The following is an 18,902-nucleotide window of genomic DNA, read 5'->3' as shown; positions in this document are numbered from 1 at the left end:
GACCGCCTAAGCGGTCTCCCTTTCCTTCTGTTCGTTCAAGACTCTGGAGGCTCCTCTGGGATCGTTCCCGCAAGGCGCTTCACTTCTAGGTAATAGTGCTCGGTACCGGGGTCCAGGGCCACGGTTTTCACTCGGTTTTCCAGGTCAAAGCCGAAGTTCTGCCGCACGATCGCAATCTGTCCCCGGTCCTCCAGGGTGGTGGTCTGCCCGGTACAAGTGAGGTTGGATCCCAGGGAAGTTACCAGATCGTAGCCGCTCACACCCTGATTCTCCGTGTGGGCGCAGTAGAAGTCGGCGCTCTCCTCCTTGTTCATCTGGGCGCTCACCGTGACGCTGCCTCCGGCGGGGACGGTAACCTCCGCCTCCAGCCAGCACACCCGATCAATGGTGTTTACATCACTGGCCAGCTCCTCCAGCCAGCCGGTACCGTACCGCTCCATGGCCGTGGGGGACAGAACCCCATAGGCCAGCAGGTGCTCCAGAAACGCCCGGTACCAGGTATCAAAGTCTACGGAAAGCTCGCTGCCGTCCTGCTCGTAGGTCTTCTGGCTTTCCTCCTCCCACACCGGGGTCAGGATCTCCCGGAGCATGGTGTCCAAATCGCTCTCGTACCACTCCACGGTGACTCCGCAGCCCTCCAGCTCCTCAGTGTCCGGGTCGGTTCCTCCGGTGACATAGCCTCCCACGGTCATGTTGGACACGTCCTCCCCTACTACCAGCAGATAGAAGGTCTGGCCGTACCGGGGCTCACCCTCCTGTGGGATGGAGAAGCCCTGAATCATGGTGCCGTTCTCCCGGTCATACCGCCCGCCGTGGAAGCCGTAGGCCAGCACAGTGGTTTTGTCGTAGTCCAGGTCAAAGCCTACCCGTAGGAAGGGGTTGGGGATTCCAGCCTCCTCATCCTGTGCCGGACCGTAGGGGTCGGTAAATTCATAGACCACCACAGGAACACTGCTCACGTCAGGGGCCGGACCCAGGGCGTTTTGCAGGTAGCTACCGTCGCCGAGGAGGGCCTTGTAGTCCTCCCAGCTTTCGGCGTAGTCCAGGTTGGAACTGCCCCCCTCCTCTCCTTCCATCAAGGTGCCGTTCCAGGCTCCCTCGAAGGAACCGGAGTAGGCCCCTACATGGATTTTATCCTCCAGCTTCTGTCCGTCCACCGTCAGGGTGGGGCGGTTCCAGCCCAGTTCGTTCAGGGAGGAGGCAAAGGGATAGAGAAGGGTAATGGTCTGGTCCTCCTCCGAGGTATTAGTCAGGGTATAGGCGTCAGTAACCAGAATATGGCTGTCATACTGGTACTGCCCGCCCTCCGGGAACCACTCGTTGTACTGCTCCAGCGCCTCCTGCCGCTCCTCCTCCGTCAGCCAGGTCCGGTCCGAAAGCTGCTCCTCATTGCTCTCCCACTGGGGCACCCAGGGGGAAAAATCCAGAGTAATGTCACGCTGAGCGGTAATGCTGTCGTTGGCCTCCCTCAGGGTCAGGGGAAACACCGGCCCGGCATAAGACATGAAAATGGATGCCTCGTCATGGCCGCTGCCTCCGGCGTTAGCCCCTATCCGAAAGATGGGAATGAGTCCGGTAATGCTCCCCACCCCAACCACCAGGATGGCCAGGCAGGCGGCCAGAGCCGTCCACCGCTTCCAGTGGGATTTCTTTTTGGGTCTGTATGTGGCCCCCTCGTCGATTTTTTCGTCGCTCAGTTCGCTCATGGCCTCAAAGAGGCGCTCACTCTTGTCACTCACAGGCTCACTCCTTCCCGCTCCAGGGCCCGGCGCAGCCCGCCCCGCAATCGGAACAGCCGTCCGGCCATCTGCTTTGGGGTGCACCCGCACTGCCCGGCCAGAGCATCCACCCGCTCCCCGTACCAGTAGCGGCGGACAAAGGCCACCCGGTCCTCCCGGCTCAGGGTGTCCAGCCAGCGGTCGATGGCGGCGGCGGTCTCCTTGGCCTCAAACTCTGCCTCAGCGCTCTGAACGGCCGGGACGCAGTCCTCCAGCTCCAGCACCAGCGCCTCCATGCCCTCACCCCGTTTCTGGCTTCGTTTAGCCCGCCAGCGGTCAATGGACAGGTTGCGCACAATCCGGGCCAGATAGGCCCGGAGGGAGCCCGGCCGCTGAGGCGGCATGGTATTCCAGGCCCGGTGCCAGGTGTCGTTGACACACTCCTCCGCGTCCTGGACGCTGTCCAGAATATTCTGGGACAGACTGCGGCACAGTCCGCCGTATTTTTCGTCAGAAACTGTGATGGCCCGCTCGTCCCGCTGCCAATAGAGCTCCACAATGGCGCCGTCCTCCACTGGTGCCTCCCCCTTTCTCGTCCTTGAAGGTCCCTTCACCCTTTCAGACGAAATTAAGCCTGCAATATTGCACTCATTTTATCATGGAGGGCAGAAAAAAACCACCCGGAGCCATAGGCTCCGGGTGGTACCCTTGTTATTCTCCTTCTCCGTGGAGGCAGAACATGGGCCGGGCCTCCTCAAAGAGGTCCACCATGCCGCAGTAGTTGAGAATCTCGTAAGTATCGAGCCACTCCTGCTGCTCCTCGCTCAGCTCCTCTTCCTCCAGGTACTGCCCGTCGGCGGTGACAAAGCCCACCGGGGTGATGGCAGGCAGTTCCTCATACATCTGGGAGAGGAAGTTCATAAATCCGGTCATGGGCAATCCCGCCATCTGAGCGGTGAGTACACCCAGATAGTTGGGGCTGATGACCACATCCTGCTGCTCCTCAATGTCGTAGTTGGCCCAGATGAAGAAGGGGACCGCGTACTGCTGCAGCACCTCCTGCGTGGTGCGCTCGGAGAGCTTCTTGCCGTAGAGCTCCTCATAGAAGGCGTTTTTCAGCGGCGGCTGGTGGTCGCCGAAGAAGACCACCATAGTGGGCTCATCCAGGTTCTGATAATAGGTAATGAGCTCCTTCAGGGCCTCGTCGCTCTCCTTAGCCAGGGCGAAGTACTGCTCCGCCGTACCGTCGGCCGCGGACAGCTCTGTGGGCAGGTCAATGGTGCGCTCCAGATTGTTCCAGCCCTGGGCGTAGCCGCTGTGGTTCTGCATGGTCACATTGAAAATAAAGGTCGTACCTTGTTCCTCCGTGGTCCGGAACAGCATCTCATAGTCAGACAGGTCGGAGATATAGCCCCGCACATACCAGGGGTTGATCACATCCTCCTGATAGAGCTGGTGGTCAAAGTTCATATAGTCGTAGACCACCACCCGGTTCCAGCCGGAGGATTTATAAGGATGGAAGGCCGTCGTCTCGTAGCCCTGGGTCCCGGCCAGAGCCGCCAGGGAGGGCATGTCCTCCTCCACATACAGCTGATAGGCCACAGTATGAGGTGGTTGGAAGAGGCTGGTAAAGCCAGTGAGATACTCAAATTCTACCGTGGCCGTTCCGCCGCCGGTTACCGGGGAGTACATCCAGCCCTTGACGGTGTTCTCCTCCAGGGAGTGAAGGAAAGGTGTGGGATCCTCCGAGGCTTCAAAGCTGTCAAAAATGGAGAAGTCCGCAAAGGACTCATTCATAATGATCACCAGGTTGGTAGGACGGGTCACACTCTCGTCGGTCTCCACCCCCGGGTACTCCTCCATCAGCTCCAGTACCGTCTCCTCTGAGTAGTCCTCCGGCTTCTCCACGGAGCTATAACGCAAGGCTACGGTAAAGTTCAGCAGAAACCCGTTGCGCTGGGTCACCCACTGCTGGGTGAAAATACCCAGAGCCGGGAGCATCCCCGTGCAGAAGAAGGCGTAGCAGTAGCCCACAATGAACAGGGCGGACAGACCGCTCACCGGCAGGGGCAGCCGGGCCCGTTTTTTCTGAGGCGGACACATACACACCAGAGAGAGGTAGGCCACCAGCAGAATGAGCGCCTGGACCATATAGAGGTCCATGGAGTAATCAAAACCCTCCGCCACGTTGGCAGCCGTACGCCAGGCAGTCACATCCGCCGGGAAGAGAATCCGCCCCCGGAAGCGCAGAACGTAGTGGTTAATCAGGCCCACCAGGAACGCCAGGGTCACACCAAGGGCCGCCGCGCGGCGGTTGCGCCCCAGCACCAGGCGAAGAAACACGAACAGGATGTAATACCACACCATGTTCATCAGAATCTGCCAGCCGTACAAATCCTCAAACACATCGTTCTGGTTTAAGATTTCCACCATCCACAGGCAGACCCAGGGTCCCAACAGAAACACAAGACGGGAGCCCCATTTCCCCGGGTGCTCCCTGATGTCGGACACCAGCCTCGGGAAGGTGTCCCCATATAGCAGTCGCTTCATCTTCTATCCTCCAACACGGCACACGCCGTCTTTATTAGAATAGCGTAGCCAGAAAAAAATGCAAGGGCCTCTCACAGAAGTTCATAAATTTTTTAGATTTTCCCTCTTAACCTCAGACGTAAAAATTCCGCAAAGGTTGCACCCTTTCAAAATATTCATTTTTTAATGCATATCCACTTTTGTCCCCGTATGTCCACTTTTAATTTTTTCTTTCCTTTCACCCCGGTTCTTCCCGCTTCTAAAAAACAATTTTCCGCCCTTCTGCCGAAAAAAAGTTTTGCTCCTTGTGAAAATTTCGCATATCTATCTATTGACGATGCATATATCGCTGGGTTATACTCAGAATAACGTCCCAATCCTGTTGGGGCCCATTGAAAAGGAGATTTTACAATGAAAAAGTTTCTTGCTTTGGCTATGGCTCTGGCTATGGTAATGAGCCTGGCCGCCTGCGGCAACGGCTCTTCCAGCTCTGCCGGCACTTCTTCCAGCAACAATTCCTCCGCCTCTCAGAGTGACGCCTCCTCCAGCGGCGACACCAGCAGCACCGGCGAGCTGACCACCATTCAGGAAGGCAAGCTCATCATGAGCACCAACGCCGCTTTCCCTCCCTATGAGATGACCGACGACAACGGCGACGTTGTGGGCATTGACGCCGACATCGCTGCCGCCATTGCTGAGAAGCTGGGCCTGGAGCTGGTCATTGACGACATGGACTTTGACGCCGCTCTTCTGGCTGTTCAGCAGGGCAAGAGCGACATGGTGATGGCTGGCGTTTCCGTGGATCCTGAGCGTGAGGCCGTTATGGACTTCTCCACCAGCTATGCCACCGGCGTGCAGGTTGTTATTGTCAAAGAGGGCTCCGATGTGACCCTGGACAACCTGGGCGAGCAGCTCATCGGCACCCAGCGCGGCACCACCGGCGAGATCTACTGCACCGATGATTACGGCGCCGACCACGTCGCCGCTTACGACAATGGTATCAGCGCCGTGCAGGCTCTGATGAACGACCAGGTCGACTGCGTGGTCATCGACCAGGCTCCCGCTCTGGAGTTTGTGGCCGCCAACCCCGGCCTGACCATTCTGGAGACTGAGTACGCCAACGAGGACTACGCCATCGGCGTGAACAAGGGCAATACCGCTCTGCTGGACGCCATCAACAACGCTCTCGCCGAGCTGACTGCTGACGGCACCATCCAGTCCATCCTGGACAGCTACATCTCCGCGGAGTAATTTTTCCTTCCCACAATAAAACATTCGGAACGGGCGGCGCAAGCCGCCCTTTCCGGCTGTTTTCCGAGTTTGAGAGAGAAGAAGGAGAGCATACATGGAGCAGCTCTTTACGCAGCTTTCCGCCCTGGATCCCGCCGAACTGACATTCTGGCAGGACTTCTTTATGAAGTTCTATCGGGCCTTCGTCTACGAGGACCGCTGGATGCAGTATCTGGACGGTGTGGGCACAACCCTGCTGGCCACCGCCCTGGCTCTGCTGCTGGGCGTGGCCCTTGGTATCCTGGTGGCCGTTGTCCGTACCGCTCACGATCAACAGCGTCCCGGCCAGCGGAATTTCTTCCTGGGCTTTGTCAACCTGATTATGAAGATCTACGTCACCATCATCCGCGGCACTCCTATGGTGCTCCAGCTGATGATCTGGATGTTTGTAGTCTTCACCTGGAGCCGCAACGCCACTGCCGTTGGTATCTTCGGCCTTGGCATTAACTCGGGCGCCTACGTCTCCGAGATTGTACGCGGCGGCTTGATGGCAGTGGACGGCGGCCAGATGGAAGCCGGGCGGAGCCTGGGTCTGAATTATTTTGATACCATGCGTTTCATCGTGATTCCCCAGGCCTTCAAAGCCATTCTGCCCGCTCTGGGCAACGAGTTCATTGTCCTGCTGAAGGACACCTCGCTTTTGAGCGTCATCGCCGGCAAGGAGCTGCTCTATGCCGCCCGCGGCGTTGCCAACCGTACTTATGAGCAGATGTTCCCCCTGGTGGGCGCCGCCATCATCTATCTGGTGTTGGTCATGATCTTCACCTGGCTGCTGGGCAAACTGGAAAGGAGGCTGCGTCAAAGTGATCGACGTTAAGCATCTGAGCAAATCCTTTGGCGACCACCTGGTCCTGGATGACATCTCCGAGCACATTTATCCCGGGGAAAAAGTGGTGGTGATCGGGCCCTCCGGCTCGGGTAAATCCACCTTCCTGCGCTGCCTGAATCTGTTGGAAACCCCCACTAAGGGTTCCATTACCTTTGAGGGAACCGAGATCACCTCCCCCAAGACCAACATTGATCTCATTCGCCGTCAGATGGGCATGGTGTTCCAGCACTTCAACCTCTTCCCCAACATGACCATCCGCCGCAACATTACGCTGGCCCCTGTGCGTACCAAGCTCATGAGCCAGGAGGAGGCGGATGAGACTGCCGTCACCCTGCTCAAGCGGGTGGGGCTGGCAGACAAGGCGGATTCCTACCCCGCCCAGCTCTCCGGCGGTCAGAAGCAGCGTATCGCCATTGTCCGCGCCCTGGCCATGAAGCCCAAGGTCCTGCTCTTTGACGAGCCCACCTCCGCGCTTGACCCTGAGATGGTTGGCGAGGTTCTGGAAGTTATGAAGCAGCTGGCCGAGGAGGGTATGACCATGGTGGTGGTCACCCACGAGATGGGCTTTGCCCGGGAAGTGGGCAGCCGCGTTCTCTTCATGGACGGCGGCCACATTCTGGAGCAGAATGAGCCCCACGCCTTCTTTGCCAATCCCAAAGAGGCCCGTACCAGAGAATTTTTGTCCAAGGTACTTTAAGCAACCGATTGATTTCATTTGAAATCCCCGGGCGCAGCCGCGCCCGGGGATTTTGCATATTCTTATACATTTTCTCCCCCGCCCTTTCTTCCAACAGCGAAGCACCTCTCCTGCGTTGTTCGCTCCTCTTGAGCCCTCTGGCGGTATGTGCTAAAATAAAGTTAAAATTAAGAATGCACCTTTATCTGTTGTGAGCAGATTTGTAGGGCACAAAATTTTTTTGTCCAAAATTAAAATATGTGCAACCAAGCAGCTTTCCAATTCGTTTCATGAGTGTCCAGGCCACAACCAACTGGAATTCTTTCGTGAAATGGAGGAAGCGAACATGGACCAGATTATACGTCGACTCATCCGAACGGCGGTAGAATCCTTTCCTATTGACCCTAAGAAAAAAGCAGAGCTTCTGAATTGGCTCATAAAAGGAAAAACACACGGAGGTGAACATCATGAACTGTGACCGGTGCGGAAAGCCTATTCCAAAGGGAAGCGAAGCTTGCCCCTTCTGTGCGGCTGGAAGAGAAAAAGAGAGCGACGGACTGGCCAGTCTGGTGACCCTGGCCCGGGAAGGAAATCAGGATGCCCTGTCCGCCCTATATGAGAAAACTTACAACGGCGTGTTCTACACCATCAAGTCCATGATTCGGGACGATGATACCGTCCTGGATATTCTTCAGGATACCTACGTCAAGGCCTTTACTCATTTGGACCGTTTTCAGGGCGACACAAAGTTTTCACCCTGGGTGCGGCAGATTGGTGCCAACACGGCCCGGGACTACTTAAAAAAGAAAAAGCCCCTACTCTTTACCGACTTGACCTCCGGCGAGGAACCGGACGCGCCCATTGAGGAACGCTTTGCAGATTTTGACGCTGGAAACCTCCCCGATGAGGTGCTGGACCAGGCAGAGACAACTCGGCTGGTCCGGGAGATCATTGACGGATTGCCCGAGGATCAGCGGGCGGTCATCGGCATGTACTATTATCAGGAGATGCCGGTCAAGGACATTGCCGCTGCCCTGGGGGCGTCGGAGAGCGCCGTGAAGAGCCGCCTGCTGTACGGCCGACGGAAGATTGAGGCCCAGGTCCGGGACCTGGAGAAGAAAGGCACCAAGCTCTACGGTTTGGCTCCCATTCCTTTCCTGCTGTGGCTTATGGGTACGCAGGAGGCCCAGGCGGCCCAGCTGCCCAATGGGCAGATTCTCCAGAATGTGCTGGCAAGCGCCGGTTCATCCGGAGCGGCTGGCACCGGAATTTCCTCTGCGGCCAGTACCGGGACAACGTCCCATGGCGGAGCAGCTGCGGCCACTGGGGCCAAGGCAGCTACCGGCGGCCTTGGGGCGGCCAAGCTGGGGCTCGTTGCTGTTGCCGCTGTAGCGGTGATCGGCGCCGGAGTGTACGGCGTCAGCCACCTGTCTGCCCCCTCCGTCGGAGCAAGCGAGAGTACCAGTTCATCTGTGAGTATCTCGGATAACTCCGCTTCCCTTCCGACTGAGGAGAAGGATCCGGCGGACCAGTCCCTGGAGCAAGCTCTGGAGCAATACCGTCTCATTGTCTCCCAGGCGGACCGCTATTCCTATTCACCCTATCCTGTGACCCCCACCGGCCACTACCACTATGCTCTAGTCCAGCTGGAGACTGACGACCCGGTGCCCACGCTGCTTCTCTCCCAGGAGGGGGACGACTACAGCAACCGGGTGCGGCTGTTCCAGTATGACCCCGAATCCGACCTGGTCATCCAGCCGGAGGAGGCGCTGGAGGAGTACAGCGGAGGCGGCGGCTACGCCTCCGGGCTATCCCTTCAAGGAGATGGGACGGGACTGGGACTATCGGAGATCGCAGGGGGAACCGGAAGTACCGATATGACCCGCATCACCCTCCAGGACGGCTCTTTGGTGCGGGAGAAACAGTGGTCCGGGCGCATGGATGCCTCCGCCCCCGAGAAACCGGATTTCGTCGATATCCCCTGGCACGACATCAGTGATCTCTCCGCTCTGGACAGTTGGACGCCAGAAGCGGGAACGTCCCAGCCGGGCGGCTCGTCTGCCGACAGCAGTATAGAGAATGAACTTCCCACCGATGGAGACCGCATCGTCTTTACCGGCACCGTTGACACTTACAGCTACGAAGAAGTCATTGCCCTTCAGGGCTGTCCCGATCCCAATGCCCCCTGGTCCGACTCCAGCCAGACCTTCCGCCTCATTGTGCTGGATACCCCCCAGGAGATGGAATTGCAATCCAGCGACCCGGTAAGTCCTCCCAGAAGCGGCACCGTAAGCCTCATCTCAGTTGCCTATGCAGAGGGACTGGATCAATATGACGGACAGCACCTGACCTTCAGTATCGACCCCACGGCCACCTATTGGCCCAGTGACACCTCCATGCCTGTGGGACAGCCTGCCACGCGGGACGTCCACATTCTGGAGTAAGGAGGGCTTCTTTATGAACTTCATTGGGAAATTGATGGGAAAGTTTTTTCGGTACCTCATGCTGCTCGGCCTGTTCCTGTTAGGGCTAAATAGTGTGGACGCCTTTTTTCAGGGCCAGGGCAGCCTGCTGGAGCTGTTTGCCACGCTGGCCATGCTGTACCTGGTCTACAAATTTCTGGTCCCCTTGGGAGAGCGCTTTTTGGTCTTCTTCGCCGGGGCGAATCTTACCCCACAGCAGCGGCAGGCCCCGCGGAGACAGGGCGGTGTGGTGGAGCGCTTTGCGGACAGTACCGGCAAGGCGGTAGGCGATTGGCTCTTGGGAAGCAACGCCCCCAAGCCATCCCCCGGTCCGACTCCTTGGGAGATCCAGAACAAGCGGGCCTGGAACCGTCATCAGGCTGAAAAGAGAGAAGCTTTTTACACCTATCAGGCAAACCGGTATCAAGGCACCTATGATGGTTACGTAGCCTCCAACCGGGCCAAGCAGGCCAGAGAGGATGCCAAACACTCCTGACCGCTGCCCGCCATAGGCTCAAAACAAGAGAGGGAATATCAGAAGGGAGAAATACCACATGAGAAAAAAGAACCTGTTATCCCTGGCGCTGGCGTCTGCGCTGCTGCTGACGCTGGCCGCCTGCGGGGAGAAAGCACCAAGCAGCAGCGGCTCGGGGTCCGGGAGCACGTCGGCCTCCGGCTCCCAGACTCAGCAGCCTCAGGTGGTGGAGCTGACAGGAGGAAGCGACCGGGACAGCGCCCAGGACATCCCCCTGGACACGAAGCTGAAGGGCAAAACTGCCCAGGAGGAGACTCAGTGGTTCTCCTTTACCACCGATGAGACAGAAAATGCTACCTACGCCATTACTTCCGTCAATCAGACACTGGAAACCAGCGATTTGAGACTGAGCGTCTATGATGAAGAGGAAAATCAGCTCAACCAGTACCCGCTGGACGCCAGCCAGGGAGGACGGGCTGCTACCTTGCATCTGGACCTGCAGCCTGAGACCACCTATTACGTGAAGGTCTGGGCCGACAAGGGTGATGTCATCTCCTATTCTCTCATTCTCCGCACTCCCGATGGTCAGGAGCCGGAAAACAACATAGCCCAGCCTGGGCCTGAGGCTGCAGAGGGACTTGAGATCTTCGCCGCCACCAACCAAGACGATGCCCAGCTCGTCCCCCTCAACGCCCGGCTGGATGGCAAGGTGAGCCGGGGAGCGCGCCAGTGGTACGCCTTCTCCACCAATTCCGCTGAGAACGCCACCTACCGCCTGACCACCGTCAACATGACCCGTGGGACCAGCGATCTGATTCTGACGGTGGTAGACCAGTACGGAGATATGATGCACCAGTATACCCTGGACGCCAGTCAAAGCGGAAGGGCGGCCACCCTGAACCTGGAGTTGCCCCCTGAAACCACCTACTACGTCCGTCTCGCTGCGGATAAGGGCGATACCATCCAATACTCTCTGACAATCCACGCTCCCGAAGAGGGCGTACAGAGATAACCGGGAAGGGAGAGAAAAAACATGAAAAAGACTGCTGCATGGATGCTGGCCTTAGCGCTGGTTTTGTCCCTGACTGCCTGCGGTGGGGAAACTACACCAGATACTTCGTCCCAGGGAACGGACAGCTCCCAGTCTACACAGGACGTTTCCTCTCAGGAGGTAAGTAAGCCGGACAACGGCTCGCTGACTGTGGTAACCGACGGTCTTGCGTCCATGGGTGAAGCCGCTGAGGTGCTCCGGGGCGGCACCAATCAGAATGACGCGGTGCTGCTGCCCCTGAACACCAAGCTTACCGGAAAGACCACTCAGGATGGCGGCCTGTGGTACGCCTTTACCACCAGCACCACAGAGAACGCTACCTACCGGATCACCACCGTAAATAAAACATTGGATACCGGCGACCTCTGCCTGAACGTTTACGATGCCTATGGTGAGGTCATGCACTCGTATACTCTGAACGCAAATCAGGCGGGACGTGCCTCCACTCTGGATCTGGACCTGCCCGCCAGCACTACCTATTACATTTACATCTGGGCCGATAAGGGGGACCTCATCTCCTATTCTCTCATCATTCGGGACCCTGAGGAGCAGAAGTCCGGCTATTCCACCGCCGGCAGCGTGTCTGAGTCGGTGGGCGCCGTGGCTGGACAGGAGATCCTCGCCGGCACTAACCAGGACGACGGAGGCATGATCCCTCTGGAAACCGAGCTCTCCGGCAAGGTGAGCGACGGCCAGGGCCAGTGGTACGCCTTTACCACCAACTCGGTGGAGAACGCCACCTACGAGGTTACCACAGTAAATAAAACCCCTGGAACCGGAGATTTCTGTCTGCGTGTTTATGATGTGTACGGTGAAACGATGCACGCTTACACACTGAATGCAAATCAGAGCGGAGAGGCGGCCACAGAGAGTCTGGCGCTGTCCCCCGACACCACCTATTTCATCTACGTCTGGGCAGATAAAAAGGACACCATTCAGTATACCCTCAAAATCCACGGTCCAGAGGAACAGAGTACCGCCGGATCGGTTACGGTGGAGGAGGAGCCTCTGGTTTTTGAGACCCCCTTTGAGCTCAACTCTACTCAGGTAATGTTCAAGGCGGAAAGCGACGTCTTCCTGGATGAGGCGGCTGCCAAGGAGGCACTTAAGCCCGTGGCCGAAGTCATCCTTGCCCATCCGGACCATCCCATTCTGCTGGCCGGTACCACAGCCACTGACGGAGATCAGCAGGATCGAGTGGATCTGTCCAACCGCCGGGCTGCGGCGGTCAAAAACCTTCTGGTCAGCGCCTTCGGTGTTCCCGAGAACCAGCTGACCACCATCGGCCTTGGCTTTGAAGCCGATCCCTTTGTCCGGGGCCAGGATCGGGATGCCAACGGCAAATTTGTGGAGAGCGAGGGTGCCAAAAACCGGCGGGTCATCGTCATGGACGCCAACGATCCCATTGCGCAGGAACTGCTGAACGCGTAACAGAAATCAAAACCAGATAGAACTACAGCGGCAAGCCATTTAAAATATGGCTTGCCGCTGTTTCATCCCGCTCCAAATCTCCATCTATAACATTAAGCCCCATAGGTACACATTGTGTACCTATGGGGCTTATCCTGCAGGGCCCAGCCTGTGGATGCCGGCCTTCTTTTAAATCCGAAGGATGCGAATTAGTAGTTCTCAGCCTTGAGCTGGAAGTAATCCTTGGGGTGGGCGCACACAGGGCACACCTCGGGGGCCTGCTTGCCCACGTGGATGTGGCCGCAGTTGCTGCACTGCCAGATCATGTCGCCGTCGCGGGAGAACACAAGGCCGCCCTCCACATTGGCCAGCAGCTTCAGGTAGCGCTCCTCGTGCTCCTTCTCGATCTTGGCCACTTCCTCGAACAGGAAGGCGATGTGGTCAAAGCCCTCCTCCTTGGCCTCCTTGGCCATGGTGGAGTACATGTCGGTCCACTCGTAGTTCTCGCCCTCGGCGGCAGCCTTCAGGTTCTCGGCGGTGGTGCCGATGCCGTTCAGCAGCTTGAACCAAATCTCAGCGTGCTCCTTCTCGTTGGCGGCAGTCTCCTCAAAAATCTTGGAGATCTGGACATAGCCGTCCTTCTTGGCCTTGGAGGCAAAGTAGGTGTACTTGTTGCGGGCCTGGGACTCGCCGGCAAACGCGGTCCACAGATTGGCTTCGGTCTTGCTTCCCTTCAGTTCAGGCATAATTTAGTCCTCCTCATTTGTATTAAATAGTAATAATTATCATTAACTGTATTTAAAGGATATCATAGCTTTATCGCTTTGTCAATCATTTTCTTCCTTTCTTTTCTTAAGTTTTTTTGAACTCCAAACACGCAAATCTTCTCATTTTTATGGTGCAGTACTCAAGCATACCTTGATTTCAAAGCCGCCCGTTCCGGGCCGATTTTGCACGCGGCTTCTGGTCTCCAGATCATTGAAGTGCCACCACTCTGAGGAGAGGGGCGTCAGTCCCGCGCCGGTACAATAGCGCTGCAGGCCAAGCGCCGGTTCGTTCATACCTGAAGCCAGCTTTGCCGACTTCCACGCGGTGTTGGAATTGACAGACACCGGCGCAGTAAAGGTAGCTGCTGCCATACTCAGCTCGTGCATCTGGGTGGGCATTTCATAGAGGGAATAGTCTGTCACCTGCAGATAGGAGCAGCTCCCACACTGCTTTACCTCCGTCTCCCACACCTTGCCCAGGCTCACGTCGATGGCAAAGCCCTTTTGGTGGTTGGAGTAGCCGTTGGAAATAAACCAGGTCCGGCTCCAGGGCGGATCGCTCACCCCTGCCTTCACCTCCGGGTCCTTCTCCGCCATCTTGCTCACTGCATCCCGCACTGCCTTCTGGGTGCTGTACGGCCGGTAGCCCTCATAGAGCACCAGGGTATTTCCCTCCTCCAGGGCCGCCCGCTGGGCCTGGGCAATTTTCTGCGCCATGGAGTAGAGCACCGGCATTTTGTACTCCTCCCGCCCCAGCCGCTCGTTATAGCTTTTGCCGGAATAGAAGGCTTTCCCCGTAATGCCGGGAATGGTTTTCCCGCTGGTACGGTAGAGAGAGCTGAAGCTGTTGGTGGCGTGGTACACCATGGAGGGAATGACATCGGGCAGATTGATCATGCAGTACCGGTGCTCCACCCAGCCGGTCCCCTGCTCACACCGTACACGCCACCAGTCCTTCTGCTCCTCCAAAATAGTAAAGGGTGTGCCCGGTTCCAGCACGGCCATGGCCCCGGCAAAGGGGTCGGGCGCCGGTTCCGGCTGGGGAGGCTGGGTCTGGGGCTGAGCCGCTCCCCCGCTCTGGGATGCGCCGGCCTGTACTGCCGTGCTCTCCTGGTTTGCCTCCCCGGATCCGGATGGATTCTGCTCCGGTCGGGCTCCCTCCGATGCCGTGCCCTCCTGTCCAGAAGACGTTTCAGAGGGACCAACTTCTGCGCCCTCCTCCCCTGTCTGCTCGTTCGGAGCGGTTCCGTCAGGTTCGCTTTCCTCTGGCTGGGCAGAGCCACCGGCATTCTCCCCCAGCGCAGGCTCCGGTTCCGGTGTAGGCTCCGGTTCCGGCTTCGGCATCAAATCGGGGCGAATTTCCCACAAGCCCAATTCCACCGAAGTGTACCCCGTGGCCCCCCGCACCGGAAGCTCCAGTCCTCCGTGGTTCTCCGGCCGAAACTCCGTGTCCAGCTCATGATCAGACTCCCACACCAGGGTATCCGCAGGTGTCTGAGGCTGCTTCTCCGGTGTCGGGTCCATCTCAGGTGGGGACTCCTCTTCCTTGGAACCATCAGGCGCGGGATCGGGCGGTGCGGAAGCACTTCCCGGCAGCCCGCCGGAGGACACATCTTCTCCAGGCTGGCTGCCCGGTCCGCAGGAGCACAGAGCAAACAGCATGGCTCCCGCCAGCAGAAGGGCGGTCAGATTCCGTGTCATTGGTCTACCTCCGTTTCACAGCAGCGGTGGACACCTCTCATCGCCCTCCATTATAACTTGCCCCAATTCCGTCGGCAAGCGCTTTTCTTTCTTTTCCCAGGACTTGACTTTTTTCCCTATTTGCGATTTCATTTAAGGTAAGGAGATTTATAAAAAGGAGATGGGTTATTGTGAAATCAGCCTCCGCGAACGTCAAGCTCACTTCCGCTCTGCTCGCCCTGCTGCTTCTTCTGAGCACCTTCCCCGCCTCCGCAGCCCAGCCCCAGGAACCCAATATCCACGCTGAAAGCGCCATTGTCATCGACTATGACACAGGTGAAACCATCTACGCCAAGGACGCCGATTCCCTGCGTGTCCCCGCCTCCATGACCAAGATTATGACTGCCTACATCATCTTTGAAGAACTGGAGGCGGGCAGCTTCACTCTGGATACCATGGTACCTATCAGCGCCGAAAACGCCAAAAAGTCCCGGGATCCCAGCTACCCCGCCATGGTAGCCCTTCCCTCCGGCGGACAGGTCAGCGTGGAGACACTGTTGAAGCTCATTCTTATCCCCTCCGCCAGCGCCAGTTGCATCGTCATGGCCGAGTTTATCTCCGGCAGTGAGGAGGCCTTTGTAGCCCGGATGAACCAGACCGCTCAGCGTCTGGGTATGGTGGGCGAGTACGAAAACTGCCACGGTGCCTTTCCCCACTACCTCACCGCCCGCTCGGTGGCCATCCTGATCCGTGAATTCATCGACCGGTTCCCCCAGATTCTGGAGTATACTTCCCTCCCCTCCGTCAAATTCAACGGTAAAACCTACGCCAACACCAACAAGCTGCTCACCGACTACGCCTACGAGGGCTGTGACGGCTTCAAGACCGGAACCATTCCCGAGGCTGGCTATTGTCTGTCTGCCACTGCGGTCCGAGATGGACGGCGGATCATCGCAGTTATCATGAAGTCGGATAACGACACTCACCGCCATACTGATGCTGCCGCCATCCTGGATTACGGATTCCAGTGGCTGGATCAGAACTCCTTTTACTTTGACGACATCGCCGGTCACTGGGCCAGACCCAGCATTGAACGGCTGGCCGACAGCGGAGTAGCCCTTCACACCCGCGGCGGCGACTTCCGCCCCAACACCCCCATCACCCGGGCGGAATTCACCGCTATGCTGGTCTCTGCCCTGGGACCCAGAGGGGCGCTGGATGAACTGTCGTTGGGCGAAACCCCTGCTTTCACCGATTTGGAGGACTGCTGGGCCCAGGCTGAAATCCTCCGGGCCGCCTCGCTGGGCATCGTTGCCGGTACTGGGGAAGACAGGTTTACCCCGGATGCCCCCATCAGCCGGGAACAGGCCATGGTCATGCTGAATTATGCCCTCCAGCTGCCCGAGGCAGAGGGGCCCGCCTTTGCGGACAGTGCCAACATCTCTCCCTGGGCACAGCAGGCTGTGGACAACATCACTGCTCTGGGGCTCTTTGCTGGTGACAACGCCGGTCTCCTTCATCCCGGCGGACAGCTCACCCGGGGAGAGGCGGCCGCCGTCTTCTGTCAGGTTCTTGATTTATTGTAAGTGTAACTCAAAAGCAAAAAGGAGGCGTCTCTGTGAGAGACGCCTCCTTTTTATCCATTCATAGATGACAGGTTATTCACCTTTACACACGCTTCCACACCGCGCCGCCGGGCACGTCGGTCACCTCAATGCCCTGCTGCTTCAGCTCGTCGCGGATACGGTCGGCCTCGGCAAAGTTCTTGGCCTTCTTGGCCTCGCCTCTGGCCAGAACCAGGGCGTCGATGGCAGCATCGCCCTCGCCGATCACAGTGTAGCCTCCGGCAGACTGAGCGGTCTTGGCCTTGGCCTGCTCCTGGCGGAGCTGGGCCGCCTTGTCCAGCAGAGAGAGGGACAGAACCTGGTCAAAGCTGTCCAGAATGGCCAGCTTGGTGGCCCCGTTGGTCTTGGCCTTCAGGGCATCATAGAGGGCGGTCACGCCCATGGAGGTGTTCAGGTCATTACCCACCTGCTGGGTGAACTTGGCCTTGTACTCCTCCAGCACAGCCTGGTCCACCTCCCCGTCCTCGGGGTTCAGCGCGGCAATCTTGGCAATCAGCTTCTGATAGGCGCCCGCGGCGTTGTCCAGGTTCTCCCAGGAAAAGACCAGACCCTTGCGGTAGTGGCTCTGCAGGCAGAAGAAACGGTAAGCCAGGGGATCGTAGCCCTTCTCCTCCAGCAGGGAGACAGTGAGGAATTCACCCTTGGACTTGGACATCTTGCCCGTGGTGGTATTCAGGTGGTGGACATGGAACCACTGCTTGCACCAGGGGTGGCCCAGATAGGACTCCGACTGGGCAATCTCGTTGGTGTGGTGGGGGAAAGCGTTGTCAATGCCGCCGCAGTGGAGGTCCAGGTACTCTCCGTTGTACTTCAGGGAAATACCGGAGCACTCAATGTGCCAGCCGGGATAGCCCACGCCCCAGGGAGAATCCCACTTCAGAGCCTGGTCCTCAAACTTGGACTTGGTGAACCAGAGGACAAAGTCGTTCTTGTTGCGCTTGTTGGTGTCCTCCTCTACGCCCTCCCGGACGCCCACGGCCAGATCCTCCTCGTCGTGGTCATTAAAGACATAGTAACGATCCAGCTTGGAGGAGTCGAAATACACGTTTCCTCCGGCCACATAGGCGTAGCCCTTGTCCAGCAGGCCGGTGACGATCTTGATATACTCGTCGATGCAGCCGGTGGCGGGCTGGACGGTGTCGGGGCGGCGGATGTTCAGCTTGCGGCAGTCCTCAAAAAAGGCGTCGGTATAGAACTGGGCGATCTCCATTACCGTCTTGTGCTCCCGCTTGGCACCCTTGAGCATCTTATCCTCGCCGGTGTCCGCGTCGGAAGCCAGATGGCCCACGTCGGTGATGTTCATGACCCGGTTGACGTCATAGCCCACATAGCGCAGGAATTTCTCCAGCACGTCCTCCATGATGTAGGAGCGGAGGTTACCGATGTGAGCAAAATGATACACCGTGGGGCCGCAGGTATACATCTCCACGTGGCCGGGGGTATGGGTCTGGAACTCTTCCTTCTTATGGGTAGCGGAATTATAAAGCAGCATAGTGTTCTTCTCCCTTATTTGAACATTTTATTCTTCTGTTTGTATGGGACGTTCTGAGGCAGACAGGCCTTTCCCGGCCATGAACTGCTCATCCAGCAGGCGCTCCACCAGCTCCAGCCGGGCGGACAGAGCGGAGAGCTTCTCCAGCGTGGGGTTTTCCACGCTGGTCTGGTCCACGTCGTCGGCGTAGTGGGTGGTGCGTCCGGCAATGCGGACAATCTGGGCGGGAATGCCCACGGCGGTGGCATCGGGGGGCACCTCGGTGAGCACCACCGCGTTGGCGGCAATGCGGGCGTTGTCCCCCACTTTAAAGGGGCCCAGCACCTTGGCTCCGCAACTCAGCAGCACGTTGTTGCCAATGGTGGGGTGGCGCTTGCCGTGGTCCTTGCCCGTGCCGCCCAGGGTGACGCCATGGTAGATGAGGCAGTCATCTCCCACCTCGGCGGTCTCGCCGATGACAATGCCCATGCCGTGGTCAATGACCAGGCGGCGGCCGATTTTGGCTCCGGGGTGAATCTCAATTCCCGTCCAGAAGCGGCTCCACTGGGAGACAAACCGGGCCAAAAACTTGCAGTGGTGACAGTATAGCCAGTGGGCCAGCCGGTGATACAGCACGGCGTGGACACCCTGGTACAGCAAAAAGATTTCCAGCTTGGAGCGGGCCGCCGGATCCCGGCGCTGGTAGGCCCCCAACAGCTCGCTGAGTGATTTGAACATGGCTCCTCCTTCTTCCGGTCAGACTGGGTTGACAAGGCCCTGCACCGGTTTGAAGGGGATCAAAAAAACCTCCCATGCCCGGCACAGGCATAAGAGGCGACAAAATCGCGGTTCCACTCTCATTTTTCACTCATCCGGCCAATATCGGGGCCGAACCGGGCGGCATTACCCGCCGCGCTCC

16 protein-coding genes are annotated in these 18,902 nt (G+C 58.1%); 9 read left to right on the top strand and 7 right to left on the bottom strand.

Annotated features, from left to right (window positions below):
- Positions 1–35: 35 nt before the first annotated feature.
- From AC3YUO_RS07225 to AC3YUO_RS07215, 3 genes are all read right to left on the bottom strand, one after another.
- Positions 36–1,739 (bottom strand): hypothetical protein, encoded by a 1,704-nt coding sequence (locus AC3YUO_RS07225; protein WP_489962358.1) that lies wholly within the window; start codon positions 1,737–1,739, stop codon positions 36–38.
- On the bottom strand, positions 1,736–2,293 hold the full coding sequence (locus tag AC3YUO_RS07220; protein ID WP_489962357.1) for an RNA polymerase sigma factor: 558 nt from the start codon (positions 2,291–2,293) through the stop codon (positions 1,736–1,738). The genes AC3YUO_RS07225 and AC3YUO_RS07220 overlap by 4 nt, the downstream gene beginning before the upstream one ends.
- A gap of 136 nt (positions 2,294–2,429) precedes the next feature.
- On the bottom strand, positions 2,430–4,268 hold the full coding sequence (locus tag AC3YUO_RS07215) for an LTA synthase family protein (RefSeq protein WP_489962356.1): 1,839 nt from the start codon (positions 4,266–4,268) through the stop codon (positions 2,430–2,432).
- Between the two features lie 390 nt (positions 4,269–4,658).
- Between AC3YUO_RS07215 and AC3YUO_RS07210 the strand changes: the two genes are divergently transcribed.
- From AC3YUO_RS07210 to AC3YUO_RS07175, 8 genes are all read left to right on the top strand, one after another.
- Positions 4,659–5,498, top strand: a complete 840-nt coding sequence (locus tag AC3YUO_RS07210) for an ABC transporter substrate-binding protein (protein WP_489962355.1) — start codon at positions 4,659–4,661, stop codon at positions 5,496–5,498.
- A 94-nt stretch (positions 5,499–5,592) separates the two neighbouring features.
- Positions 5,593–6,354, top strand: coding sequence for an amino acid ABC transporter permease (locus tag AC3YUO_RS07205; RefSeq protein WP_489962354.1), 762 nt, complete (start codon positions 5,593–5,595; stop codon positions 6,352–6,354).
- Positions 6,341–7,063, top strand: a complete 723-nt coding sequence (locus AC3YUO_RS07200; protein WP_489962353.1) for an amino acid ABC transporter ATP-binding protein — start codon at positions 6,341–6,343, stop codon at positions 7,061–7,063. The genes AC3YUO_RS07205 and AC3YUO_RS07200 overlap by 14 nt, the downstream gene beginning before the upstream one ends.
- A gap of 190 nt (positions 7,064–7,253) precedes the next feature.
- The gene (locus tag AC3YUO_RS07195; RefSeq protein WP_489962352.1) at positions 7,254–7,520 is read left to right on the top strand and encodes a hypothetical protein; all 267 of its coding nucleotides are present in this window, start codon (positions 7,254–7,256) and stop codon (positions 7,518–7,520) included.
- Complete coding sequence (locus tag AC3YUO_RS07190; RefSeq protein WP_489962351.1) at positions 7,510–9,486, top strand: RNA polymerase sigma factor; 1,977 nt, start codon at positions 7,510–7,512, stop codon at positions 9,484–9,486. Before AC3YUO_RS07195 ends, AC3YUO_RS07190 begins: the two co-directional genes overlap by 11 nt.
- Before the next feature lie 13 nt (positions 9,487–9,499).
- Complete coding sequence (locus tag AC3YUO_RS07185) at positions 9,500–10,000, top strand: hypothetical protein (RefSeq protein ID WP_489962350.1); 501 nt, start codon at positions 9,500–9,502, stop codon at positions 9,998–10,000.
- 58 nt (positions 10,001–10,058) lie between these two features.
- A complete protein-coding gene (locus tag AC3YUO_RS07180) occupies positions 10,059–10,991 on the top strand; it encodes a hypothetical protein (protein ID WP_489962349.1) in 933 nt (310 codons plus the stop codon).
- 21 nt (positions 10,992–11,012) lie between these two features.
- Positions 11,013–12,461: an OmpA family protein gene (locus AC3YUO_RS07175; protein WP_489962348.1), complete on the top strand. Its 1,449-nt coding sequence runs from the start codon at positions 11,013–11,015 to the stop codon at positions 12,459–12,461.
- A gap of 188 nt (positions 12,462–12,649) precedes the next feature.
- On the opposite strand, the gene rbr is transcribed toward AC3YUO_RS07175, so the two are convergent.
- Both rbr and AC3YUO_RS07165 read right to left on the bottom strand, forming a co-directional pair.
- Entirely contained in the window at positions 12,650–13,186 is a 537-nt protein-coding gene (gene rbr / locus AC3YUO_RS07170; protein WP_489962347.1) for a rubrerythrin, read from the bottom strand.
- Positions 13,187–13,333: 147 nt separating this feature from the next.
- On the bottom strand, positions 13,334–14,908 hold the full coding sequence (locus tag AC3YUO_RS07165) for a M15 family metallopeptidase (protein WP_489962346.1): 1,575 nt from the start codon (positions 14,906–14,908) through the stop codon (positions 13,334–13,336).
- Between the two features lie 170 nt (positions 14,909–15,078).
- Here AC3YUO_RS07165 and AC3YUO_RS07160 point away from each other — a divergent pair, with 170 nt between their 5' ends.
- Positions 15,079–16,473: an S-layer homology domain-containing protein gene (locus tag AC3YUO_RS07160; RefSeq protein ID WP_489962345.1), complete on the top strand. Its 1,395-nt coding sequence runs from the start codon at positions 15,079–15,081 to the stop codon at positions 16,471–16,473.
- A gap of 82 nt (positions 16,474–16,555) precedes the next feature.
- On the opposite strand, the gene cysS is transcribed toward AC3YUO_RS07160, so the two are convergent.
- Both cysS and epsC read right to left on the bottom strand, forming a co-directional pair.
- Positions 16,556–18,004, bottom strand: coding sequence for a cysteine--tRNA ligase (cysS, locus tag AC3YUO_RS07155; RefSeq protein ID WP_489962344.1), 1,449 nt, complete (start codon positions 18,002–18,004; stop codon positions 16,556–16,558).
- A gap of 27 nt (positions 18,005–18,031) precedes the next feature.
- Entirely contained in the window at positions 18,032–18,721 is a 690-nt protein-coding gene (gene epsC / locus AC3YUO_RS07150; protein ID WP_489962343.1) for a serine O-acetyltransferase EpsC, read from the bottom strand.
- Positions 18,722–18,902 lie beyond the last annotated feature (181 nt).

The sequence above is a fragment of the Pseudoflavonifractor sp. HNCC25GI2 genome, assembly GCF_058136395.1.
The sequence above is the reverse complement of the archived record's forward strand: the minus strand, read 5'-3'. Positions and strand labels throughout refer to the sequence as shown.

Coding starts and splice junctions, on each gene's coding strand:
- AC3YUO_RS07190 (WP_489962351.1), top strand. CDS start 7,510: ATGAACTGTGACCGGTGCGGAAAGCCTATTCCAAAGGGAAGCGAAGCT.
- AC3YUO_RS07165 (WP_489962346.1), bottom strand. CDS start 14,908: ATGACACGGAATCTGACCGCCCTTCTGCTGGCGGGAGCCATGCTGTTT.
- epsC (WP_489962343.1), bottom strand. CDS start 18,721: ATGTTCAAATCACTCAGCGAGCTGTTGGGGGCCTACCAGCGCCGGGAT.
- AC3YUO_RS07180 (WP_489962349.1), top strand. CDS start 10,059: ATGAGAAAAAAGAACCTGTTATCCCTGGCGCTGGCGTCTGCGCTGCTG.
- AC3YUO_RS07175 (WP_489962348.1), top strand. CDS start 11,013: ATGAAAAAGACTGCTGCATGGATGCTGGCCTTAGCGCTGGTTTTGTCC.
- cysS (WP_489962344.1), bottom strand. CDS start 18,004: ATGCTGCTTTATAATTCCGCTACCCATAAGAAGGAAGAGTTCCAGACC.
- AC3YUO_RS07205 (WP_489962354.1), top strand. CDS start 5,593: ATGGAGCAGCTCTTTACGCAGCTTTCCGCCCTGGATCCCGCCGAACTG.
- AC3YUO_RS07215 (WP_489962356.1), bottom strand. CDS start 4,268: ATGAAGCGACTGCTATATGGGGACACCTTCCCGAGGCTGGTGTCCGAC.
- AC3YUO_RS07185 (WP_489962350.1), top strand. CDS start 9,500: ATGAACTTCATTGGGAAATTGATGGGAAAGTTTTTTCGGTACCTCATG.
- rbr (WP_489962347.1), bottom strand. CDS start 13,186: ATGCCTGAACTGAAGGGAAGCAAGACCGAAGCCAATCTGTGGACCGCG.
- AC3YUO_RS07210 (WP_489962355.1), top strand. CDS start 4,659: ATGAAAAAGTTTCTTGCTTTGGCTATGGCTCTGGCTATGGTAATGAGC.